Origin of the sequence: Emticicia sp. 21SJ11W-3, from assembly GCF_024138715.1 — a bacterium.
Lineage (GTDB): Bacteria > Bacteroidota > Bacteroidia > Cytophagales > Spirosomataceae > Emticicia > Emticicia fluvialis.
Window position 1 is genome coordinate 1572331 of record NZ_CP092074.1, and the last position, 23753, is coordinate 1596083.

At 42.2% G+C, this 23753-nt stretch carries 17 protein-coding genes; 4 read left to right on the forward strand and 13 right to left on the reverse strand.

Annotated elements, in window-relative coordinates:
* Positions 1-10 precede the first annotated feature (10 nt).
* The 10 genes from MB380_RS06660 to MB380_RS06705 all read right to left on the reverse strand — a co-directional run bounded on the left by MB380_RS06660 (position 11) and on the right by MB380_RS06705 (position 13951).
* The gene (locus MB380_RS06660) at positions 11-2245 is read right to left on the reverse strand and encodes a hypothetical protein (protein ID WP_253534019.1); all 2235 of its coding nucleotides are present in this window, start codon (positions 2243-2245) and stop codon (positions 11-13) included.
* Positions 2242-3465 carry a BatA domain-containing protein gene (locus MB380_RS06665; protein ID WP_253534020.1) on the reverse strand — a complete coding sequence of 408 codons (1224 nt, stop codon included), beginning with the start codon at positions 3463-3465 and terminating at the stop codon, positions 2242-2244. The genes MB380_RS06660 and MB380_RS06665 overlap by 4 nt, the downstream gene beginning before the upstream one ends.
* A gap of 2 nt (positions 3466-3467) precedes the next feature.
* Positions 3468-4328 carry a DUF58 domain-containing protein gene (locus tag MB380_RS06670; RefSeq protein WP_253534022.1) on the reverse strand — a complete coding sequence of 287 codons (861 nt, stop codon included), beginning with the start codon at positions 4326-4328 and terminating at the stop codon, positions 3468-3470.
* A 13-nt stretch (positions 4329-4341) separates the two neighbouring features.
* The gene (tnpA, locus tag MB380_RS06675; protein WP_253534024.1) at positions 4342-4803 is read right to left on the reverse strand and encodes an IS200/IS605 family transposase; all 462 of its coding nucleotides are present in this window, start codon (positions 4801-4803) and stop codon (positions 4342-4344) included.
* Between the two features lie 1046 nt (positions 4804-5849).
* Complete coding sequence (locus MB380_RS06680; protein WP_253534026.1) at positions 5850-6830, reverse strand: MoxR family ATPase; 981 nt, start codon at positions 6828-6830, stop codon at positions 5850-5852.
* Positions 6831-6833: 3 nt separating this feature from the next.
* Positions 6834-7448, reverse strand: a complete 615-nt coding sequence (locus MB380_RS06685; protein ID WP_253534027.1) for a DUF4159 domain-containing protein — start codon at positions 7446-7448, stop codon at positions 6834-6836.
* 141 nt (positions 7449-7589) lie between these two features.
* Positions 7590-8927 carry a TldD/PmbA family protein gene (locus tag MB380_RS06690; protein ID WP_101725283.1) on the reverse strand — a complete coding sequence of 446 codons (1338 nt, stop codon included), beginning with the start codon at positions 8925-8927 and terminating at the stop codon, positions 7590-7592.
* A 127-nt stretch (positions 8928-9054) separates the two neighbouring features.
* On the reverse strand, positions 9055-10695 hold the full coding sequence (locus tag MB380_RS06695; RefSeq protein WP_253534028.1) for a TldD/PmbA family protein: 1641 nt from the start codon (positions 10693-10695) through the stop codon (positions 9055-9057).
* Between the two features lie 269 nt (positions 10696-10964).
* Positions 10965-12281, reverse strand: coding sequence for a TldD/PmbA family protein (locus tag MB380_RS06700; protein ID WP_253534029.1), 1317 nt, complete (start codon positions 12279-12281; stop codon positions 10965-10967).
* 23 nt (positions 12282-12304) lie between these two features.
* Complete coding sequence (locus tag MB380_RS06705) at positions 12305-13951, reverse strand: TldD/PmbA family protein (protein ID WP_253534031.1); 1647 nt, start codon at positions 13949-13951, stop codon at positions 12305-12307.
* 620 nt (positions 13952-14571) lie between these two features.
* Between MB380_RS06705 and MB380_RS06710 the strand changes: the two genes are divergently transcribed.
* From MB380_RS06710 to MB380_RS06725, 4 genes are all read left to right on the forward strand, one after another.
* Positions 14572-14889, forward strand: a complete 318-nt coding sequence (locus MB380_RS06710) for a low molecular weight protein tyrosine phosphatase family protein (RefSeq protein WP_253534032.1) — start codon at positions 14572-14574, stop codon at positions 14887-14889.
* A 103-nt stretch (positions 14890-14992) separates the two neighbouring features.
* Positions 14993-15898, forward strand: coding sequence for a sugar phosphate isomerase/epimerase (locus MB380_RS06715; RefSeq protein ID WP_253534034.1), 906 nt, complete (start codon positions 14993-14995; stop codon positions 15896-15898).
* A 540-nt stretch (positions 15899-16438) separates the two neighbouring features.
* Positions 16439-19312, forward strand: a complete 2874-nt coding sequence (gene gcvP / locus MB380_RS06720) for an aminomethyl-transferring glycine dehydrogenase (RefSeq protein WP_253534036.1) — start codon at positions 16439-16441, stop codon at positions 19310-19312.
* A 184-nt stretch (positions 19313-19496) separates the two neighbouring features.
* Positions 19497-20660, forward strand: coding sequence for an NRAMP family divalent metal transporter (locus MB380_RS06725; RefSeq protein WP_253534038.1), 1164 nt, complete (start codon positions 19497-19499; stop codon positions 20658-20660).
* Between the two features lie 317 nt (positions 20661-20977).
* Here the strand turns inward: MB380_RS06725 and MB380_RS06730 are convergent, their stop codons facing one another.
* From MB380_RS06730 to radC, 3 genes are all read right to left on the reverse strand, one after another.
* Entirely contained in the window at positions 20978-21262 is a 285-nt protein-coding gene (locus tag MB380_RS06730) for a rhodanese-like domain-containing protein (RefSeq protein WP_253534040.1), read from the reverse strand.
* An 84-nt stretch (positions 21263-21346) separates the two neighbouring features.
* Positions 21347-22966: an ABC-F family ATP-binding cassette domain-containing protein gene (locus MB380_RS06735; protein ID WP_101725276.1), complete on the reverse strand. Its 1620-nt coding sequence runs from the start codon at positions 22964-22966 to the stop codon at positions 21347-21349.
* Between the two features lie 64 nt (positions 22967-23030).
* Complete coding sequence (radC, locus tag MB380_RS06740) at positions 23031-23711, reverse strand: RadC family protein (RefSeq protein WP_253534041.1); 681 nt, start codon at positions 23709-23711, stop codon at positions 23031-23033.
* Positions 23712-23753 lie beyond the last annotated feature (42 nt).

The following is a 23753-nucleotide window of genomic DNA, read 5'->3' on the forward strand; positions in this document are numbered from 1 at the left end:
ACAGGTAGCATTACCTGATATTTTTCCAGAATGCCTTCTCTAGTTTTTTTTCTGCCGAATAAGATTTGTTCAATATGCCTTTTGGCTGGGTAATACCGGTTAGCTGGTATAATTTGGTCTTTAGCTCCGCTTTTTCGTCAGTCGATAAATCCTTATCGTTGATTAAATTCTGAAGCTGGCTTAAAACAGACCAGTTGCTCAACTTGCTATTCATTATCTTGCCACTCAGGTAAGTACCTAAAAGCAATAAGCTTTGTTTTTGATACCCGTTTAGTTTCTGGCCTTCTTTTTGGGTATCTATAATACCCAGCACCTGAGCTACCAGGAGTTCTAACTTTTGTTGAGAAAAATTCTTTTCATAGCTGAAGGCCTCGTTGAACTTCGTCAACTCGCCTGTCATGCGCTTTTCCTTTTCTTTGATGGGCGGTGGGTCAAAGCTGGTTTTCTTTACAAATGTACGCGCCTTTTGCTGTGCCGATTTTAGAAATTCGAGAGCCTTTTTTTCAAATGGTAAGGCTTTTTCAGGCTCGTAAAGACGCAGGTGCAATTCTGACTGCCACATTTGTTCGAGCGACATTTTTAACAAACTTCGGGTAGATTGTTCGTAGAAAGTATTGGCTTCGCCATCATCATGCGAGTGCACGTAGTCTTTCAGAATAGCTGCCAATGGGTCTTCGTTGTCCTGATTACCTTTAGTTTCTGCGACGTGGTCATGGCTATGTCCATTGGCCTGGTGCTTTTCACCATCTTCATGGTCGTGCTCTCCTTCGTCATGTGCATGAGTAAAGCCTTTCAGCAGGTCGCCACCCATAGCCGAGCCGCTGATAGCGTCTGACGGAATAGGGTCTCCGCCACCAATAGAGTTTTCAAACTCTTCACCCAGATACTGTCCGTAACGGAGGCGTAACGCTTTCTGGTCAAAACCTATTTCATTAGATGTACTCTTAAAATCTTTCAGGCTGATTTTATTTCTTTTGGCGATGAGTTTTTCAGTATCAATAATAATCTGGCGCTGGCTTCTGAAATACTCAGGAAGAATATTCATGGCCATGGTAGCCATCTCGGCTTCCTCTGTTTTTGAGGTATCTTTATAAACAATAAAGTAGGTGTCAGACTTGGTATAGTTGGGTTCCGGCTTTTTATTGTCAATGGCGGCCCAGTAATAATAAAGCTCATCGCCGGGGGCAAAGTTTAGCGCCTTTAAATCAATGGTTTTGTTGATGAAAGCCTCCTTGAAATGAGCCTGATATATAGGTAATTTAATTTCTCTGAATTTTACGTTCTCTCCTGACCCCCTGGCTACCGTAGCAATGATGAATGCTTGTGTTACCTGAAAATCATCTGATATTTTTGCTGAAATCTGAACGGTTTTCGGGTCTTTCAGGAAATGGAATTTATACAGTTCTTTAGATGCCGGGTCAATTCTGGGTGCCAAGTCTGGTATGGCTTCCAACCGGTAATAGTCTGACTGAAATATGAGGGAGTCTTTCCAATAGGCTTTTATGGCATATAAACCAGAGCCTTGCAGCATGTCGGTGTATTCAAAAACTTCTCCTGTTTTCCTGAAAGCGAGTTCTTCGCCTCTGTTATTGCTCAGTTTCACAGCCAGATTATTGGTATGATTAAACGCTACAAGCCATTTAAGCATAGAACCGCTGATGGCAGAGGCATTTAAATCGTCATTTGTTTTGGTTGGTAATTGGGTATAGGCAGGTGGTGTAATGGTTAATTGTGCTGAACTGAACACAGGTGGTTTAACCATTTCCTGCGGCGATGCTTTGGTGTGGGCCTCAGTGCTTAAGGTTTCTTTGCTTTGATGCTGTTTTATAAGCGGGTACCCTAAATAGATAAGCATAGAAACGATTGCTATGGCAATCGGAACCCATATTTTTGAATTGATTGCCGTCGGTGTTCTGTGTCCTTCCAATTTTGAGGCTAATCTTTCCAATTGCAATTGCTCAGCTATGTTGGGTTGCGACAAGTTGAGTAACTGAAGGCTGTACTCGGTATCTCCGACTGTTTTATGGATTAACCTTACCGCTTCATTTTGTTTATCTTTAAACAATTGTGTCTGGTAGGCGCTTAAACCAAAGGCAAGCAGGCTGCTTATTAGCGATACCGACAAAGAATCGCTAAAAACCGATACCAATAAAAAGGCGGAAACTGCCACCAGCAGACATGTAAAGAATGCCACCGCATATAACTGGAAGCGCACGCCCGATATAATATGTTTGACCTGATTCATGCGTTTTTAGTGATGGCTATATAACGTTCAATGCCCAGAATAATGATGAAAGCAAAAAGTAAGATTCTTGCAAGTTCATTTTCCTGATTTGCATTAACAGCGCCGGATTTAGTAAATATACTTTGCAATTGCTGATTACTCAAAACCGTAGGTATAGGGTTTAAATCATAATGTTTTATCAGCGTCTCTGCCAGCCATTCAGGAAACTCACCATTAAAAATGGCCGCAGATGTTTGTGGATTGAGAATGTACGGAATCTGAATAGTATTCTTCTGGTATCTTAATTGGTTTGCCGGAATATTGTCTGTGTTAGAAATGATGTTCAAAGTTGATTCAGAATCATATTCTGATTTTGAGATTAAAGGTTTATCGCTGAATACCCAGTTGTATTTTTTGTGCTTGTTAACCTCCGTATCTGCTGTCAGTGTAATTTTATACACTTCTTCCAAAGCTTTTAATGAAGCTAAAATGGTTTGTTTTTCTGCTTTATTCTGATTGAGAATCAAAACCTCGATTGGTGCATTATTGGCGGGGCTGCCGGTATAAGTATTGTTGTTGTCTGATTCTGCTTGCAGCGCCAATTGATTGGCAGCGTTTACAAATAGTTTTTTGTTATCAAAAGCTAAATAGGGCTTCAGGTTGTTTTTGGATGAATCAACTATGGTATGCAGATTGAAAGCAGATGGTACAAAAATTTTAGGTACTTGTGCCAGGTTCTGACTATTAATCAAATAAAGCGCTATATCTTCTTTTTTGATGGTTTGCGCTAATTTATTAAGGCATGATTGCAAAAGTAGCGGATTAAAGTTATCGGTTTGGGGTACATTGCCCAGGTCATTCGCTAAGGTTAAAGCGGGTTGAATCCAATAGATTTTTTCACCTTTTTTAAGCGCATCCTGCAATTCAAACTTAAAGTTATCAATTATCAGTTTGTTTGGTTGAACCAGATGTATTTTCTGAGACGAAGATGACGCATCAGACCAGTCGAAAACAGGCTTGCTTAATAAAAAGCAAAGCAGCAATAGAAGCAGGCACCTAAGCAGTAGCAATAGAATATTATCCAGCCGGATGCCTCTCGACTGCTGAAGGTTTTTTTCCAGAAGCCACTGAGTGGCAGCCCATGCTAAAACTTTACCTTTTTTCTGATGCCAGAAATGGATAATAATGGGTATGGCAATGGCCAAACCACCCCAAAGCATCAGAGGATTTAACAATTCCATACTTATAATTTTCTTTTCTTTAATGACTCGGCAATGACTCTTGCGATGGCTTCATTAAGTGTAACTCTGATTAAACTAACGTTTGGAATCTGTAATACAGTTTCCAGATTTTCCAGATAAGCCATCATACCGGCTTTAAATTCGGCCTTTACTGCTTCTGCCTGTAATTCTATTTCCTTTTGCGTTTCTAAATCTTTGAATCGGTAAAATCCATTCAGGTTGAAGTTGATTTCGTCTTCTCCCAAAACCTGAAATATTACAATATCGCGTCTGGGGTTGGCAATATTCCTGATTAGCTGTATCCATTCGTTATCTGCCTGCAGAAAATCAGAAGCCATTACAATCAGCTCTTTTTGCTTCTGTTGAAATTCAGCAAATTTCGGGTCGTTATTTTGCCAGGGCCCTTCTGCTTCTGCCTTTTCAAGGGTATATAAAATTCGGTGAAAAGATTGCTTGCCAGACGGCACCAATGTTTGCAGATTGCCATTTTTAAGTGAATAAAGACTCATCTGATCGCTTTGCCGATACCCGAGATAAGCCATTGAAGCCAACAGGATTTTGCAATATTGCAGCCGGCTTACAGATTTTTCCTGGTAGTTCATTGAACCAGATAAATCAAGCACAAACCGGATATGCAGGTTACTTTCCGTGGCCGATTCTCTCACCAGGTGTTTTTGAGTACGGGCAAATAGTTTCCAGTCTATTCTTTTAGGGTCGTCGCCCGGTTCGTAGTGTCTGTATTGTTCAAACTCTGTACCGATACCTGAACGTTTACTGCCATGGATACCCAGCATCACTTCTTCACTAACCAAGCGGCCAGCCAGTTGCAGATTATTTAATTTAATGAGTTCGGTAGTGAGCATTAATTGTATTAATTCAAATCAATTCTTTAAAAATGTATTTTTCATTATATTCTACTTCGAACTTTTTAAGAAAGTTTAAGTATTCTTCTCTAAATGGTTTAATTCGGTGGTGTTCTTCCTGATTTTCAATGTATTTGATTACATCTTTTACTTGAGATTTACTATAAGAAAAAGCGCCATAACCTTCTTGCCATTCAAATTTTCCTAGAACTAGTTTTCTTTTGTTAATCCAGGTTGAAGAATTCCCTTTAATATCCTGAACCAATTCAGAAATTGATTGGGTTGGATGCATTCCAATCAAAATATGTAAATGGTCGGGCATTCCATTGATAATGATTAATTTATGTTTTTGCTCCTGAATTACTCCTGTTATGTATTTGTAAAGTTCATTTTTCCAAGATGCTTGAATAACTCCTTCTCTATATTTTACAGCAAATATTATATGCAAATAAATTTGAGTATAAGTATTAGCCATAGTTTTTAAAGCAGTTCTAGTCCCATAGGGACGATATATCAGTAGAAAAGAGTATTAAAATTATGTTTTGTGTATCCCGTAGGGATAATATATTATTTATTCGTTGCTTTTAATATACCGTCCCTACGGGACTTTGATATCTGGGCTTACCTTTTATCTACTGATTATGTTATCCCTAACGGGATATTTTCTAAACTAACAATTATTATTTTCAATTACTTAGTCCCATAGGGACGATATATCAGTAGAAAAGTGCATTAAAATTATGTTTTGTGTATCCCGTAGGGATAATATATTATTTATTCGTTGCTTTTAATATACCGTCCCTACGGGACTTTGATATCTGGGCTTACCTTTTATCTACTGATATGTTATCCCTAACGGGATATTTTCTACACTAACAATCATTGTTTTCAATTAGTTAGTCCCATAGGGACGATATATCAGTAGAAAAGTGCATTAAAATTATGTTTTGTGTATCCCGTAGGGATAATATATTATTTATTCGTCGCTATTAACATACCTTCCCTAGGGGACTTTGAATATTTGGGCTTACTTTTTTTTCTACTGATATGTTATCTCTAACGGGATATTTTCTACACTAACAATTATTGTTTTCAATTACTTAGTCCCATAGGGACGATATATCAGTAGAAAAGTGCATTAAAATTATATTTGTGTATCCCGTAGGGGTAATATATTATTTATTCGTTGCTTTTAATATACCGTCCCTACGGGACTTTGATATCTGGGCTTACCTTTTATCTACTGATATGTTATCCCTAACGGGATATTTTCTACACTAACAATCATTGTTTTCAATTAGTTAGTCCCATAGGGACGATATATCAGTAGAAAAGTGCATTAAAATTATATTTTGTGTATCCCGTAGGGGTAATATATTATTTATTCGTTGCTATTAATATACCGTCCCTACGGGACTTTGATATCTGGGCTTACCTTTTTTTCTACTGATATATTATCCCCAGGGGGATATTTTAACTCCAAAACAGATTTCTTTTAAGAAATTCAATATAATCGGATTCTTATTTGCTCTTCAACAACTCCCCAATTACGTTGTCAGTAGTTATATTTTCAGCTTCGGCACGGAAATTCAATGCAATTCTATGACGAAGCACCGGATACGCCAGTGTCTCAATGTCTTCCGGAACGACCGAGAAGCGTTCGTTTAATACCGCTCTTGCTTTTGAGCATAAAATGAGCGCCTGACCTGCGCGGGGGCCTGCGCCCCAGTCGCACCATTGTTTTACAAATTGAGAAGAACTATTGGCCGGGCGGGTATTTCTTACCAATTGGTTTACTTTCACAATCAATTCATCACTGATATGTACCTGTCTGGTTAGTTTTTGTAAATCTATTATCTCGTTATCTGTCAGCACGGTCTGCAAAGTTTGTTTGCTGCTGCCTGTTGTACTTTTCAGTACGTTGAGTTCTTCCTGTTCAGACGGGTATCCCAGTTTAATATAAAGCAGGAAACGGTCAAGCTGAGCTTCTGGCAGGGGATAAGTACCAGCCTGTTCAATAGGGTTCTGCGTAGCAATAATCAGAAAGGGCAGGGGCAGGTCATAATTGGTGCCGGCGTATGTAACTTTATATTCCTGCATGGCTTCCAGCAAAGCTGCCTGAGTTTTGGGTGGTGTACGGTTAATCTCGTCTGCTAAAACAATATTGGCAAAGATGGGCCCGCGGTTAAATTTGAAAAACTTCTTACCTGTTTCGTGGTCTTCTTCCAATATCTCGGTACCAATAATATCGCCCGGCATTAGATCCGGGGTAAATTGTACTCTTTTGAATTTCATGTCAAGCGCTTCTGACATGGTTTTTACCATCAGTGTTTTGGCCAGCCCGGGCACACCTTCCAGCAAACAATGGCCACCCGCCAGTAAACTAATCAATATTTCATTGATGGCTTCTTCCTGGCCGACAATAACTTTACCAATCTCTTTTTTTAAGTGTGGTAGTTTAGATACCAGCGTTTTATAGTGATTCAGATTCTGTGTTTCCAATGTTTAAACTGTTAATGCGTAATTGATGATATTTACCCCAAACTTGGTGTTGTCTTCTGCCAGCCAGCGTTTATTTCTGAAGTCGTAGTCCCATTCGCAACCATAATCTTTATTGCTGTAAAGAAGGCCGATTTTTCCGTTAATTTGTATGGCTTTCAGGTAGTCGTGTACCAGGTCATCGCCCCAGCCGTTCAGCTCGAAACTGGTTGTAGGTGGGCCATCAAAATGAAAAAATGAATGGTAAATGGGATGAGTGTTGGGTATTTTCTGAAGTGCTTTGGCTCCAAAAGTGCGAGTCATTTCCTGCTCAAATGATTTGGCAAACAATCCGTCGATATCATGGTTACAGTCGTCGACAAAGACAAAGCCACCGTTTTCGACATATTTTCTGAAGTGCTCTCTCTCCTGACTTGAAAACTCTACCAGCTTATGGCCACTTAAATAACAGAAGGGGCTTCTGAATATTTCGTTACCGCTCAATAACACTACTTTCTCTTTTTCATCAACGGGTATGGTAGTGTATTCTACCAGCGAATTAAGGATATTGGAAGGCATGCGCTGATCTGTATCCCAATCCCCCGAAGTGTATTGAATCCGAGTGAAAACGAAAGGTTTCAAATGTTGTGAAGTGTTAATTTTCAGTAATAATTCCTGGTAATTTGGCTTGAGATAATAGAGAAAGTGACTTCTCTATTATCTCGGTTTTTTCCATAACCGCGGACTATCAGTCCGTGGTACTTTCAACGGACTACCAGTCCGTTATACGGCATCAGAAAGTGAAGAGAACGTAAATTCTCTGATTTTCATGGGTGGTACAATGTAATTCTGGTTCGATTCGGTACTCACAACGCGCTCTGGCTTGCCCAGCGTTTCAAGGTTGTTAAGCATGATAATCGGGCTCTCATTAAAACGGAAGTTTTTAATCGGATGTTTAATTTTGCCATCTTCAATGTAGAAAGTTCCGTCGCGGGTAAGACCCGTTTGTAACAAAGTCTGAGGGTCTACCGAGCGGATATACCATAACTTAGTAACCAATATACCTCTTTTGGTGCTTTTTATCATTTCATCAAGGGTTGCTGTGCCACCTTCCATAATCATGTTGTTTGGATAAGGCACCGGCTGTACGCCCTTTTGTTTGGCCCAGAATCTTGAATAGGCCAGATTTTTTACAACCCCTTTCTGAACCCAGAACAATTTCTTCTGCGGCTGCCCATCGCCCGACCAGGCTGCTGCCGGTAATTCAGGGTTTTGTGGGTCTGAATAAAAAGTAACGCGTTCATCTACAATTTTTTCGCCGAGTTTGGTTTTGCCACCCGGTTTGCTCATGGAAGACCGCCCTTCGTCGGCACTACGGGCGTCCATATCAAAAAAGAGGTTTTCTAAAAGCACAACAGCGGCAGTAGGCTCTAAAATAACAGTATATTTGCCCGGCTCCAGCGCTTTGGCGCCAACAGAGCCTACCGATTTCTGAATGGCAATTTTAGTAGCTGCGGCTGTATCCAGTTTATTAATATCGTTATAGCCTCTGGCTACGTAGCCAGAACCGGTCCCATCCTGCGTGCGGACGGTTAACGAAAAGTTAACGTTTGAGTCCAGATAATAAGCAAACAACCCTTTTGAGTTCATCATGGCATTGTAACCGTGGCGGTCTTCAAGGAAACCGGCCGCCACCAGATTTTGCGCTCTTGATAATTGAAGGCTCTTATCTACGGCCTCTGCACGTGTGGCAGGAGTAATTTTTGCGGTAGAGTCGTAATGTCCGCTTGATTTAAGATATTGCTGGGGCTCTAAAATGCCTACGTATTCCGGGTTTTCGGGGGCTAATCTGGCTAATTCTTCAGAGCGACGAACCACTTTTTCAATAGAGGCGTCATCCAGCTCATCAATGGTGGCGACACCAACTTTTTTGCCAAAAGCAGATTGCACCTGCAGGTTTTTATTAATTAAAGAGCCACTGGTAGATACCTCGTTACGGGCATAGCGGATATTTCCACGTATCTCGCCAAGCAGATTTACTTCACATTCATCTGCTTTTGAATAACTCAAAACCTTTTTCAGCAAGGCTTTAGCTTCTTCTTCGGTTAATATAACAGACATTTGATTTCAGATTTTAAATGGTTTGATTTTAGGGATTGGACGAGGAACATGGTTAAGAACAAGGAATCTGAAAAAGTATTTTTTTCAACCCTTTCTCCATTTTTCATTCTCCACTCTCTGGTGTAAATTAGATTTTACGTGCTGTATTAATGACGTTAACCCCATTAAAACGAGCGGTTGAACTACCATGAGATACCGCGCTTGACTGCGAAGGTTGCCCTTTGCCGTCGAAGAACGAACCACCCAAACGATAATCTTTTTCGTCGCAAATCTTCACACATGAGTTCCAGAACTCCTGTGTGTTTGATTGATAGGCTACGTCTTTCAACATACCTTCAATCTTTCCATCTTTAATTTCATAAAACAATTGTCCGCCGAACTGAAAGTTGTAGCGTTGCTGGTCTATTGAGAAAGACCCGTCACCAATAATATATATACCTTTCTTCACGTCTTTTATCATTTCTTCAACTGATAGCGGAGCCTTACCCGGAGCCAAAGATACATTGGCCATGCGTTGGAACTGCACCGAAGACCAGCTGTCTGCATAGCAACAACCGTGCGATTCTTTTTCGCCAATAATATGTGCCTGGTCTCTGATAGCCTGATAATTTACCAGAATACCGTCTTTCACTAAATCCCAGCGTTTGGTTTGTACGCCTTCGTCGTCCCAACCGACTGCACCTAATGACCCTACCTGCGTTTTATCTGCAAAAAGATTCACTTCTTTGCTACCGTAGTTGAAATTTTTGCTTTGCCATTTATCCAGCGTGGCAAATGAGGTTCCGGCAAAGTTGGCTTCATAACCCAACACGCGGTCAAGCTCTAAAGGGTGGCCTACTGACTCGTGAATAGTTAGCCACAGGTGAGAAGGGTCAAGAACCAGGTCATACTTGCCTGCCTCAACCGATTTCGCGGTTAGTTTTTCTTTGGCTTGTCTGGCAGCGGCGGTTACGTCTTCCAGCATATCATAGCCTTTATTATAGCGGGTGGTTACACCTACTACTTTATCTGACGGATTAGCCTGTAAATATTCATAACCCATACCCATTGGGGCGCTTAATGCCTGGCGGGTTTCAAACTTGCCCGTTTTGGGGTCAATGGCTGTAACCGCAGCAATGGGCCATATACGGTGGATGTCCTGGTCTATATATGAGCCATCAGATGAAGCAAAGTATTTTTGCTCATTAACCATAAATAGCACTGAGTTAACGTAATTGGCGCCGTTTTTAAGGGCTGCATCGTTTACACTCAGCAATAAATCTACTTTTTCTTTAATAGGTACTTCAAACGAATTCTTTTTGATGGGTGCTTTCCAGCTAACCTCGCCATAGCCTTTTTGAGGTGCCAGCTGTACCGGCTCTTTCATTAGCCGGGCATTGGCTTTGGCAATGGCCACCGCTTCTTCTGCGGCTCTGGCTGTATCTGCTTCGCTTTTAGCATCTACAACAGCGGCGAATCCCCAGCAACCATCGGCAATTACTCGCACACCAACCCCATAAGACTCGGTGTTGACAATGTTCTGCACTTTGTCTTCGCGCGTGACAACAAACTGATTAAGGTACCGGCCAATGCGGATGTCGGTGTAGGTAGCACCTTTTGCCTTGGCGGCGTTAAGGGCGGCATCAGCTAAACGTTTTTTTACGGCTACATCAATTCCGCCGTCCAGCAGGGCTTCTTGCGAAACAGCATTGCCCACAAGCGGAATATTGGGCAGCATCATAGCTCCGAAGCCCATTCCGGATAATTGGATAAAGTCTCTTCTTTTCAAAGCTTTTTCAGTTTTTAATTTGTGAGTGATAGAATAATTGTTCAGGACTATAAAAGTAAGAATTAAAATGATTTCATGGATATCCCATCCGTGGGGATTTTGATAAACGGGCTAATAAATGGCTTAGCGGATAGTTAAAAAATGTTAATTGTAGCATTAAACCGTGCATTAAGCTACCCAGGCAGGTAGCTTAACGCACGGTAAATCCTGCGCATAGATAAACCAGAGCCCCTCCCCGAAAACGAAGAGGGGCATGGCAGGGTAAAATTTTATACCGCGTCTGAAAGAGACGAAAAGGTAAAGTCACGGATTTTTAATGGAGGAATCAGGTTTCCGCTTATTCGTACCGGCGCACCCATGGCTTCAAGGTTGTTTAGCATGATTACCGGGCTTTCATTGAAACGGAAGTTTTTTACAGGGAATTTGATTTTCCCATTCTCGATATAGAAAGTTCCGTCACGGGTAAGCCCTGTATATAATAAGGTTTGAGGGTCAACGGCGCGTATATACCACAAACGCGTTACCAGAATCCCTTTTTCAGTACCTTTAATTAAATCGGCTAAAGACTGTGTTCCGCCGGCCATAATAAATCCTGATGGTGGGGGTACGGCTTTAACGCCTTTTTTATCAGCCCAGAATCTTGAATAGGTCAGGTTTTTCACCACTCCGTTATCAATCCAGGTTACTTTTTCCTGAGCCCGGCCGTCTCCGGTAAAACCAGACGTAGGTGCATCCGGATTCGTCGGGTCAGAATATATAGTTACTCTTTCGTCAAAAAGTTTTTCGCCCAATCGCACCCCACCACCTTTTTTACTCAGAAAGCTTCTGCCTTCATCGGCACTGCGGGCATCAAAGCTGCGCATCATGTTTTGCAGTAAGTCTACTGCGGCAGCGGGCTCAAGAATAACCGTGTATTTACCCGGCTCTAATGCCTGTGCCGAAACAGAGGCAATAGCCTTTTGCATGGCTACTTCAGTAGCAGCTTTGGTATTCAGTTTCGATACGTCGTTATAATCTTTAATAGCATAGCCTGAGCCAAGGCCATCGGCCGTACGTACTGTAATTGAGAAGTCTACCGAGGTTGATTTGTTATAAGCAAACAAACCCTTGCTGTTGCCTGTTGCAAAAAAGCCGGTGGTGTCTTCCAGATACCCGGCTGCTACCAGATTTTTCCTGGTGCAGGGGTCAATGCTGTCGAAAGCCGCTTTCGCTCTGAACGCAGGGTCAATATTGGCTGTGCTTTGCACAAAAGTATTTGACTCCAGAAATTGCTGCGGCCCTAGCATAGGCATATATTCAGGGTTTTCAGGTGCCAGTTTGGCTATCTCTTCTGCCCTGCGAACCGTTTTTTCTAACGATTTATCGTCAAACTCATTGATAGTTGATGTTCCGCTACGTTTGCCATAAACTGCCGTAACAGCCAGCGATAGGTCGGTTGACTCGCCACTTGTAGAAACTGTATTGCGTGCGTAACGAATATTGCCCGTGCGACGCCCGGTAAGGGCCACACTCATTTCGTCAGCTTTTGAGAAGGCCAATACCTTGTCAATTATTTTCTTAGCTTCTTCTTTTGTTAATATAGCCATTGTTGATGTTCTTTTGTGTTTGGTTAACCAATTTTTCTGCCGGTGTTAATCACATTTACACCATTGAAACGGGTAGTAGAACTACCATGCGACACAGCGCTTACCTGCGATGGCTGCCCTTTGCCGTCAAAGAAAGACCCGAAAGTGCGGTAATCGTCCTTATCACATATCTGTGCGCATGAGTTCCAGAATTCCTGTGTATTTGACTGGTAGGCTACGTCGTCAATCATTCCGGTTATTTCACCATTTTTGATTTCGTAGAAAAGTTGTCCGCCAAACTGGAAGTTGTAACGTTGCTGGTCAATAGAGTAAGAGCCACGGCCAATGATGTAAATACCTTTCTCAACGCCCTTAATCATGTCCATTACGTTCAGTTTGCTTGTGCCCGGGCGAAGGGATACGTTTGGCATACGCTGAAACTGAACCGAATTCCAGTTGTCGGCATAACAACAGCCATGCGATTCTTTTTCGCCGAGTATATTCACCTGGTCTCTTATGGCCTGGTAATTTACCAGAATACCGTCTTTAATCAGATCCCACTCCTTGCAAGGTACGCCTTCGTCGTCATATCCTACGTTTCCCAGTGTATAGGGTTGGGTTTTGTCAGCCACTATATTTACCAGTTTACTGCCGTAGTTAAAGTTTTTCGATTTCCATTTGTCCAGCGTCGCAAAGCTGGTGCCGGCATAGTTGGCTTCATAACCTAATACACGGTCTAGCTCTGTCGGGTGGCCTACCGACTCATGGATGGTCAGGCCCAGGTGGTTAGGGTCAAGTACCAAATCATATTTACCCGGTTGCACCGACCGCGCCGTCATTTTTTCTTTGGCCTGTTTGGCTGCATTGATGGCGTCTTCTACCATATCATAAGAGTTACGGTAGCCCACCAAACCATTTGGCCCGGGAATTTTCTCACTGGCCAAACCGTCCAGGTATTCATAGCCCATACCCATCGGCGAGCTGATGGCATCGCGGGTTTTAAATTTACCGGCTTGTCTGTCTACGGCAGTTACGGTAAAAGTAGGCCAGATGCGGTGCACATCCTGGTCAATATAAGAGCCGTCAGAAGAAGCAAAATATTTTTGCTCGTTCACAAAAAACAGGTTAGAAGTTACAAAACCTGCTCCGTTTTTCATGGCTTCGCTGTTAACTTTCATTAACAGGTCTATTTTTTCCTGAACCGGAATCTCAAAAGCGTTTTTCTTGATAGGGGTTTTCCAGGTTACCTCGCCCACACCTTTTTGTGGTGCCAGTATTACCGGCTCAGTTTGTATTTTGGCATTGGCTTTGGCAATGGCAACGGCGGTTTCGGCACATTTGGCAATGCCTGCGCTGCTTACGTCGCTGGTGGCGGCAAAACCCCAGGTACCATTGGCTATTACCCTGATGCCCACACCGTACGATTCGGCATTGACAATGTTCTGAACTTTATTTTCACGTGTAAAGAGGTACTGTTGCAGATACCGGCCTATACGCACATCGGTATAGGTGGCTCCTTTGGCTTTGGCGGCATTAAGTGCCACATCGGCCATTTTCTTTTTTGCGGCGGCGTCAGCCTTGGGCTCTAGTAATTGTTCAACAGGAACGATATTACCTAAAACAGGTATGGTTGAACCCACCATAGCCCCCAGACCCATACCCGACAATTGGATAAAATCCCGTCTTTTCATAATTGGGTGAGCGATTGAAGTTTGAAAGATGAAATACTGTAATGTAAAAATGAAAAAAAACTGCACACTAACCAATTTATCTCCTGAATTTTGCCCGTTATGGGTTAAATCCAGAGCCATTTGCATGGGCAGATTAAAATTTTCTTTGGATAAATGATTTTTAAAAATAGATAAAAATACGCATAGTTTGGCTTATGCTCGACAAAAGATTGTTTTTTAGCGACTAACCGAAACGTATAATTACTATTTGGGAGGGTTTATGCTATAAAATTATTTTTGCAACAATGTTGCAAAAATAAAAATTAACACCTACTTTTGTATTGTAAAACCAACAGGTAGGTTTTTATCAGTAGAGATACTGTTTATAGATGTTTTTATTGTGAAATCCGGAGGTTGCTGACCTCCGGATTTTTATTTTCGGTTAAATTAGCTGGCTTTAATCGCAATTTGCTTCTTCACTAAACCCTGGCCCGACAAATCTTGTTCAGAATGGTTCAATTAAATACCAGCCTATTTCTTTCTTGTTTGGTACCGCCGGGCAGGCCGCATACATAATCATGCCCGGAAATGATTAAAATTTAATATTTTTTGGTTTACTTGCCATTAATATTTATGGTTTTATGAATCTCCTTTTTGTATGTAGCCGAAACCAATGGCGAAGCCCCACGGCAGAGGCCATCTTTAAAAATTATGCCGGGCATCAGGCAAAATCCGCCGGTACTGAGCCATCTGCGCGTATTAAAATCAACGAAAAGCTTATTTTGTGGGCAGATATAATTTTTGTGATGGAGAAAAAACACCGCATCAGGATTCAGGAAAAGTTTCCGTACATAGCTAATGGAAAACCTATGATAGTGCTTGATATACCCGATGAGTATCAGTTTATGGACGAAGATCTGGTGCTGTCGCTGAAAACAGCAGTTTTGCCTTATTTGTGAAAATTTTAATATTTTATATTACATATCTACCATCATTGTATTAAATTTAAAAATTCAACCAGACGGAAACTTCCGGCATCTATTTAAAACCTATAAGTAAACTATGAAACGAAGAGACTTCCTGCAAAAAGGGGCTATGGCATTTGCCGCTTCCACGGCCTTATCTCATGAATTATTTGCCGGCAAAAAGAAAAATGAAATTGTTGGGGTGCAGTTGTATTCAGTGCGCACTGATATGCAGAAAGACCCACTGGGTACTTTAAAAAAAGTGGCCGAAATGGGCTACAAGAATGTAGAACACGCCAATTATGTTAACCGTAAGTTTTATGGTTTCTCTGCCACTGAGTTTAAAAAAGTTTTAGACGACCTGGGCCTTAAAATGCCTAGCGGGCATACTGTAATGGGCAAACAACATTGGGATGAAGCCAAAGGTGAATTTACTGATTTGTGGAAACAGACAGTTGAAGATGCTGCCATCTGTGGACAGAAATATGTAATAAGCCCCTGGCTGGATGTGAGCCTGCGCAAAGACCTGGACAGCCTGAAACGCTTCATGGATGTGTTTAATAAATCTGGTGAACTGTGCCAGAAGTCGGGTATGAAATTTGGGTATCATAACCATGATTTTGAGTTCAGCCTGAAACTGAGCAGCGTGAAAGTGTATGATATTATACTCCAGAATACTGACCCTAAACTGGTGGTACAACAGCTGGATATAGGCAATATGTATGGCGGTGGCGGAAGAGCCGTTGAACTGCTGAAACAATACCCGGGTCGTTTCGAATCGATGCACGTAAAAGATGAAATTGCCGTTTCAGGTGCCAACGAAAAATATGAAAGTACGATTCTGGGTACCGGAATTATCGGCGTTAAAGAAGTGCTTGACCTGGGTAGAAAAATCGGAGGCACCACTCACTTTATTGTTGAGCAGGAGTCATATCAGGGCAAAGCGCCGATTGACACCATTAAAGAAGATATTCAGATATTGAATAAATGGGGGTATAAGTAAGAAATTTATTTTGAACAATAATTTAACAGATTAGCCTGATTTGATGACTTAGTTATTGGTATTTGAATTAAAATAACATGATTTAAACATAGTGGATTGAATTCAGCGAAATCGATAGAACAGGTTAATCAAAGTCTGAAATATAAATTGAATAGAGGAGGCCGCAATGCTTCCTCTATTTGTTTTTAATAATCCGACACATATTAGGTCAACTGATATCTTTCAGTCAATAATCAATTGATGCACCTTGGGTGGTCTAAAAAAAATAATAAATTTAAAAACGGCACGTCAACTGTTAATTTATCTATACTCTACTTAACTGGTAGATATTTTATCTATTAAACAAAAGGCTGTCAGGCAAAACAGAAGCCAAACTAATGTATTATTCAAAAAATTATCTGCTATTGTAATAATTTGTTTCAACAACTATTTTTTAAATTTATTATATTTGCAGAACAATCAGGAATGAACCTGTTGTTTTATCAGCAATGGTTCATTTACCGCAACAGCGGGGCGTTCTTAAACACATCAAAAATCCCGATGAAAATAAATCTCAATTCGCAAGAGTCCTTTGAGAGCCGTCACCATGGCAAAAGCGAGGCCGATTTGCAGGCAATGCTGAAAACTATCGGCGTCGATTCACTGGACACACTCATCAACCAGACTGTACCGCAGCAGATTCGTCTGCAATCACCACTAAATCTGCCAAAAGCTAAATCTGAAGCTGAGTTTCTGGCCGATTTTAAAGCGTTGGCTCAAAAGAACAAAATCTTTAAATCTTATATCGGAACAGGCTACTACGACACCGTAGTACCCAACGTGATTCTGAGAAATATACTGGAGAATCCGGCTTGGTATACGGCATATACACCGTATCAGGCTGAGATAGCGCAGGGGCGTCTGGAAATGCTATTGAACTTCCAGACCATGGTAATTGACCTTACAGGCATGGAAATCGCCAATGCATCATTATTAGATGAGGGTACTGCCGCTGCCGAAGCCATGGCTATGCTGCACAACGTGCGCCCTGCTGCCAAGAAAAACGCCAATACTTTCTTTGTGTCAGAGCTTTGCCATCCGCAAACCATTGATGTGGTTTTAGGCCGGGCCAAACCTATGGGTATTACTGTGGTAGTAGGTAACCATGAAACCTTCGACCTTACGCAGGAAGACATTTACGGTGTTTTGTTGCAATACCCTGCCACCAACGGCGAGGTATATGACTATACAGACCTCATTACCGCAGCCCATGAACTGAATATCTCTGTGGCTGTTGCTGCCGATTTACTGGCATTGACGCTTTTGACACCTCCGGGCGAAATGGGCGCTGATGTAGTGGTGGGTTCAGCACAAAGGCTGGGCGTACCTATGGGTTATGGTGGGCCGCATGCCGCTTTTTTTGCCACCAAAGAATCTTTCAAACGCCAGATTCCGGGTCGTATTATCGGGGTATCTGTTGATGCACAGGGCAATCGTGCCTTGCGTATGGCATTGCAGACCCGTGAGCAGCACATTCGCCGCGAAAAAGCCACTTCTAATATATGTACAGCACAGGTTTTATTATCCGTTATGGCTGCTGCTTATGGTATTTATCATGGCCCGCAAGGCCTTAAGAACATAGCCGGTAAAGTACATGGTCTGGCAAAATTATTTGCCGAATCAATAGAAGGCCTCGACTATCAGTTATTGACCCGTAACTTTTTTGATACAGTTACTATTCATACAGAAGACAGCACCGCTCTACGCGCCATTGCGGAAAGAGAAGGGGTGAATTTCCGATATTTAGAACAGGGTAATGTGAGCATCTCTTTTGATGAGAACAAAACACTGGCCGATGTAGCACAATTGCTGAATATTTTTGCAGAGGCCAATGGTAAAGAAACCATCATTAATCTGAAGTCTGAAATAGATGTGGCTTTTGTACCAAGCCTGAACCGCACTTCGGCGTTTATGACCCATCCGGTATTCAGTAGTTACCATACCGAACACGAGATGCTGCGTTATCTGAAGTCATTAGAAAACAAAGATTTGTCTTTGGTGCATTCAATGATTTCACTCGGTAGTTGTACCATGAAATTGAATGCCACTGCCGAAATGATTCCGGTTACCTGGCCGGAGTTCGGGCAACTGCACCCATTTGCACCGCAAGAACAGGTATTGGGGTATCAGCAATTGTTTGAAGAACTGAACGACTGGCTTTGTGCCATTACAGGCTTTGCAAAAATGTCGTTGCAGCCCAATTCTGGTGCGCAGGGAGAATACGCCGGTCTGATGGTTATCAGAGCCTATCATGAAAGCAGAGAAGAAGTACACCGCAATATAGCTTTGATTCCGTCTTCGGCACATGGTACCAACCCGGCGTCAGCTGTTATGGCTGGTATGACGGTGGTGGTTACCAAATGTGATGAAAGAGGTAATATAGATGTGGCAGACCTGAGAGCCAAAGCAGAGCAATATGCCGACAACCTGGCTTGTCTGATGGTTACTTACCCGTCAACGCACGGCGTGTTTGAAGAGTCTATTAAAGAAATATGTGAAATTGTACATGCCAATGGCGGACAGGTTTACATGGATGGTGCCAATATGAATGCACAGGTGGGGCTTACTTCTCCGGCATCTATTGGGGCAGACGTTTGTCACCTCAACCTACATAAAACATTCTGTATTCCGCATGGTGGCGGTGGCCCTGGTATGGGGCCAATTGGTGTGGCACAGCACCTGGTGCCATTCCTGCCTAATCATAAAGTAGTGCCGGTATCTGGCTATGAGGGTGTTCATGCTATTTCGGCAGGGCCTTATGGCAGTGCCAGCATCCTTACTATCTCTTATGCCTATATTGCCATGATGGGTGCAGAAGGGCTAACCAATGCCACCAAAAACGCCATTCTGAACGCCAATTATATTAAAGCACGCCTGGCTGAAAAATACCCGATTCTTTACACTGGCAGTAATGGCCGTTGTGCCCATGAAATGATTGTAGACTTACGTCCGTTCAAATCATCGGCAGGAGTAGAGGCAGAAGACGTTGCTAAACGTCTGATGGACTATAATTTCCATGCGCCAACGCTATCGTTCCCGGTTGCTGGTACTTTAATGATTGAGCCGACTGAATCTGAATCTAAAGCCGAGCTGGATCGTTTCTGTAATGCCTTGCTGACTATCAGAGAAGAAATAGGTGAAATTGAAGCAGGCAATGCCGATAAAGCCAATAACGTATTGAAAAATGCACCGCATACGGCATCGGTTGTTTTAGCTGAAACCTGGGATAAACAATACAGCAGAGAGAAAGCGGCCTTCCCGTTACCTTATGTAAAAGCTGATAAATTCTGGCCAAGTGTAAGCCGTGTTGATTCTGCTTATGGTGATAGAAATCTGATTTGTGCCTGCCCTCCGGTTGAGGAGTATGAGGGATAAAATTCTCATTCAACATCAATCATTCAGGGTTCATACTAATAACAAGAGCGTATTACATAATTGATGTGATACGCTCTTTTGTTTAATTGTTTGATTAGATTTGAAGAGGCTATAATTATGATTATTTTGGATCATTGAAACCTACGCTGATTATAGGTAAAAACCGAATCTTAATACCCCAAACATGACCAGACAAAACAAAGGTGCCATCACAGGTGCAGCTTTCCTGATGGCTACTTCTGCCATTGGCCCGGGCTTTCTGACGCAGACAACCGTTTTTACCGGGCAGTTGCTGGCAAGCTTTGGCTTTGTTATTTTGTTATCAATTCTGTTGGATGTGGCGGCTCAGCTGAACATCTGGCGGGTGGTGGCAGTGAGTAACAAAAGAGCCCAGGATTTAGCCAATGATTTGTTACCGGGGCTGGGCTATTTGCTGGCGGTTTTAATTGTGATAGGTGGCCTTGCTTTTAATATTGGTAACGTAGCCGGGGCAGGCTTGGGCTTTGAGGTACTTTTGGGTATTGATGTAAGGATAGGGGCTGTTATCAGCGCGGCTTTGGCTATTGGCATATTTTTGTCGAAAGAGGCAGGCAAAGTGATGGACAACTTTGCCCGGGTTCTGGGCCTGGTTATGATAATACTTATTTTATATGTAGTATTTGTTGCTCAGCCTCCATTACTTGAAGCGGTTCATAGAACCCTTATCCCTCAGAAATTTGATGCGTTGGCGACTATTACACTGGTAGGAGGGACAGTAGGCGGATACATTACTTTTGCGGGGGTACACCGACTAATAGATGCCGGAGTAAGCGGCGAAGAGAGCCTGCCACAGATAAACAAAAGCGCTACAACGGGTATTCTGGTTACGGCTGTTGTTCGGTATCTGCTGTTTCTGGCTTCTTTGGGTATTGTATCGGCAGGTTTCAGTCTTAATGCAGATAATCCGGCTGCGTCGGTGTTTCAAAGTGCTGCGGGCAATCTGGGCTATAAGTTTTTTGGGGTGGTTATCTGGAGCGCCGCTATAACTTCAGTTGTGGGGGCAGCATATACTTCGGTTTCGTTCTTACGCACTTTTCATCCTTTTTTTGAAAAATATAACCGGCAGATTATCATTGGCTTTATTGTATTTTCTACCATGGTTTTTGTAGGCGTGGGCAAACCCGTAAGCATTCTGGTTTGGGTAGGCACTATCAATGGTTTTATTCTGCCGGTTGGGTTGGCCATTATTCTTGTGGCAAGTCGTAAAACCAGGCTGATGGGTACATACAGGCACTCAGTTTTTTTGCAGATAATTGGCTGGGTGGTGGTGGCTGCCATGCTGGGTATGGCTATTAAGGCTGTTATTTAAAAAAAGAGATTAACTTAGTATTAACAGGTATAAAGCGCAGGGCGTAAAAAAATGAATATATTTTTTTTGATTTTTTTATAGAACACAGCCTGCATTTATGGGTTTTTGTTGTATTTTTGTGGGGTAGAAACTTAAAATAAAAACGAATATGTTCGGTTATCAATATCCAACCTGGGTTGCTATTCTTTTTTTCGTAGTATTAATGGTTCTTGCGTATGCAGTTGGGAAGTGGCTTGTAAAGAAGGACAGAAATTATTAATGATTGTGAATTAATGTATAAGTATCAATAAGTAATAACCTTGCTTATTGATACTTTTTTAATAGATGCCTTCTTCCAGGTGCAATATTTCTTTTGCGGGTAATTTTTTAGCTAAAAGACGAGCCACAATACTACTTCGGGTGCCATTAGAGCAGGCCACAATGATTGTCTCATAGTTGCTCAGTTCGTCCAGCTTCTCTGTTATTTCATGTGGGGGTATATTCAGGCCTCCGATGTTAAAATCAGCAAATTCCCATACCTCCCTTACATCCAGAAACAATGTTGCCGGCCGGTTTCTTAAGGCCTCCAGGTCTTTTTGTGATATTTCGGTAAAATCAGCCATTTTGTGTTTAATTTATAGAAATACCCATGCCTTTCAAATACTTTCTCAGGGCATGGGTATAATTTATTTTTCGCTTAAAATAAATTAAGCATATAGCGCATCACGTTGTGCTTTTACTTTCTCGTTCGTAAGGTAATCATCAAAATCCATCAGTTTATCCAGGCAACCCTTAGGCGTCAGCTCAATGATTCTGGTTGCTACGGTTTGAGTTAACTGATGGTCATGGCAGGCAAAAAGAATATTGCTCGCGAAATCCTCCATACCTTTGTTAAGCGCCTGTATCGACTCCAGGTCCAAGTGGTTGGTTGGTTCATCAAAAAGTAGTACGTTGGCGCCCGAAAGCATCATTCTCGAGAACATACAACGCTGCTTTTCACCTCCCGACAGTACCGTACATTTTTTCAGAGCCTCCTCGCCAGAGAACAACATTCTGCCCAGAAATCCACGGATAAAAGTTTCGTCTTTTTCGGTAGAATACTGGCGCAGCCAATCTACCAGGTCAAGGTCATTATTGGCAAAATACTTGGCGTTATCGTTCGGCAAATAGCTGTTAGTAATGGTTATACCCCATTTGAAAGTGCCACCTGAAGGTTTACGTTCACCCATCAGTATATCAAAAAGAGCTGATACCGCCAAGCCGTCTTTGCTCAGGAACGCTATTTTTTCGTTACGGGCTACCTGAAAACTCAGATTTTTGAAAAGATAAGTGCCGTCTTCCAGCTGATAACTCAGGTTATCAACCAATAGTATCTGGTCGCCCACTTCACGCTCCGGTTTGAACCCAATATAAGGATAACGGCGCGACGAAGGCTGAATTTCTTCAATATTCAGTTTTTCTATCATTTTCTGACGGGCAGTAGCCTGTTTAGACTTAGCCACGTTAGCAGAGAAACGACGGATAAACTCTTCCAGTTCTTTCTTTTTCTCTTCTGCTTTCTTGTTCTGGTCGGCCTTCTGGCGTGCTGCTAACTGGCTTGATTCATACCAGAACGAATAGTTACCACCATATAGCGTAATCTTTTTGAAGTCAAGGTCGGCAATGTAGGTACACACGTTGTCGAGGAAGTGACGGTCGTGAGATACCACAATAACAGTATTCTTGAAATTCATCAGGAAGTTTTCCAGCCATAAGATAGAGTCAATGTCAAGGTTGTTGGTAGGCTCGTCAAGTAGCAGTATATCCGGGTTACCAAATAATGCCTGAGCTAATAATACCTTCACTTTGTCTGACGGGTTCATGTCAGCCATTGTATAGTAATGCAGCTCTTCTTTAATACCCAGGCCTGATAGCAAAGAGGCGGCATCTGATTCTGCCTCCCAGCCATTCATTTCAGCAAATTCAGCCTCAAGCTCAGCCGCCCGGTTACCGTCTTCTTCAGTGAAGTCAGCTTTGGCATAAATGGCGTCTTTTTCCAGAATAATTTCAGAAAGACGTTCGTTACCTCTGATAACCGTGTTCAATACGGTTTCATCGTCAAAGGCATTCTGGTTTTGTTTCAGAACCGACATCCGTTCACCCGGGTCCATGCTCACATTGCCGGTAGTGGGTTCAATTTCACCAGAAAGTATTTTTACAAAGGTAGATTTTCCTGCTCCGTTGGCACCAATAAGGCCATACACGTTGCCGGGTGTGAATTTTAAATTTACTTCTTCAAAAAGCGTACGTTTTCCGAAGCGAAGCGAAATATTTGAAACAGTAAGCATTTATTTCTAATAAAATTTATAATGTCAGATTCAATCAATGGATGTGAAATCAGTTTTACCGCATTTAAAATATACCCTCATCTGCAAAGCTGAAATACCCGTTATCTCCAAAAATGAGGTGGTCAAGTACAGGTACGTCCAGCAGCCGGCCAGCCTCTTTTACCCTTCGTGTCAGGTCTTTGTCTGCCTGGCTGGGTGTCAGATTCCCTGATGGATGATTATGGACAAGAATAATGGCTGAGGCCAGGTATTCAATGGCACATTTGAAAATTATTTTGGGGTCGGCTACTGTGCCTGCCACACCTCCTACGCTTACCTGCACAGGCCTGATGATTTCATTGGCCCGATTAAGGAGCAAAACCCAGAACTGTTCATGCGATAAATCCAGCAGATACGGGCGTACAGCCTGGTAAGCATCATAAGAAGATGTTACTTTGGCTTTTTTCTGTACCTCACTTTCCTTGCGGCGTCTGCCTAATTCAAGCGCTGCTGCAATAGATATGGCTTTGGCATCACCAATACCTTTAAACTTCATGAGATCGTTGATACTGAGTTTAGCCAACTCGTTCAGGTTATTTCCTACGCTGTTGAGAATAACCTTTGACAAATCAACGGCTGAAAGCTCTCTGGTGCCGGAGCCAATCAGAATGGCAATCAATTCTGCATCTGATAACGCGGCTCTGCCTTTCAGCATCAGTTTTTCTCTTGGTCGGTCTTCTTCAGCCCAGGAAAGTATGTTGTTCATCACAGCAGTGTATCGTTTAAAAAATTTAACAATACTAAACAA

What these genes read in the sequence shown, in the direction of transcription:
- MB380_RS06660 (WP_253534019.1), bottom strand. Translation starts at nt 2,245, where the DNA reads ATGAATCAGGTCAAACATATTATATCGGGCGTGCGCTTCCAGTTATAT.
- MB380_RS06665 (WP_253534020.1), bottom strand. Translation starts at nt 3,465, where the DNA reads ATGGAATTGTTAAATCCTCTGATGCTTTGGGGTGGTTTGGCCATTGCC.
- MB380_RS06670 (WP_253534022.1), bottom strand. Translation starts at nt 4,328, where the DNA reads ATGCTCACTACCGAACTCATTAAATTAAATAATCTGCAACTGGCTGGC.
- tnpA (WP_253534024.1), bottom strand. Translation starts at nt 4,803, where the DNA reads ATGGCTAATACTTATACTCAAATTTATTTGCATATAATATTTGCTGTA.
- MB380_RS06690 (WP_101725283.1), bottom strand. Translation starts at nt 8,927, where the DNA reads ATGTCTGTTATATTAACCGAAGAAGAAGCTAAAGCCTTGCTGAAAAAG.
- MB380_RS06700 (WP_253534029.1), bottom strand. Translation starts at nt 12,281, where the DNA reads ATGGCTATATTAACAAAAGAAGAAGCTAAGAAAATAATTGACAAGGTA.
- MB380_RS06705 (WP_253534031.1), bottom strand. Translation starts at nt 13,951, where the DNA reads ATGAAAAGACGGGATTTTATCCAATTGTCGGGTATGGGTCTGGGGGCT.
- MB380_RS06710 (WP_253534032.1), top strand. Translation starts at nt 14,572, where the DNA reads ATGAATCTCCTTTTTGTATGTAGCCGAAACCAATGGCGAAGCCCCACG.
- MB380_RS06715 (WP_253534034.1), top strand. Translation starts at nt 14,993, where the DNA reads ATGAAACGAAGAGACTTCCTGCAAAAAGGGGCTATGGCATTTGCCGCT.
- gcvP (WP_253534036.1), top strand. Translation starts at nt 16,439, where the DNA reads ATGAAAATAAATCTCAATTCGCAAGAGTCCTTTGAGAGCCGTCACCAT.
- MB380_RS06725 (WP_253534038.1), top strand. Translation starts at nt 19,497, where the DNA reads ATGACCAGACAAAACAAAGGTGCCATCACAGGTGCAGCTTTCCTGATG.
- MB380_RS06730 (WP_253534040.1), bottom strand. Translation starts at nt 21,262, where the DNA reads ATGGCTGATTTTACCGAAATATCACAAAAAGACCTGGAGGCCTTAAGA.
- MB380_RS06735 (WP_101725276.1), bottom strand. Translation starts at nt 22,966, where the DNA reads ATGCTTACTGTTTCAAATATTTCGCTTCGCTTCGGAAAACGTACGCTT.
- radC (WP_253534041.1), bottom strand. Translation starts at nt 23,711, where the DNA reads ATGAACAACATACTTTCCTGGGCTGAAGAAGACCGACCAAGAGAAAAA.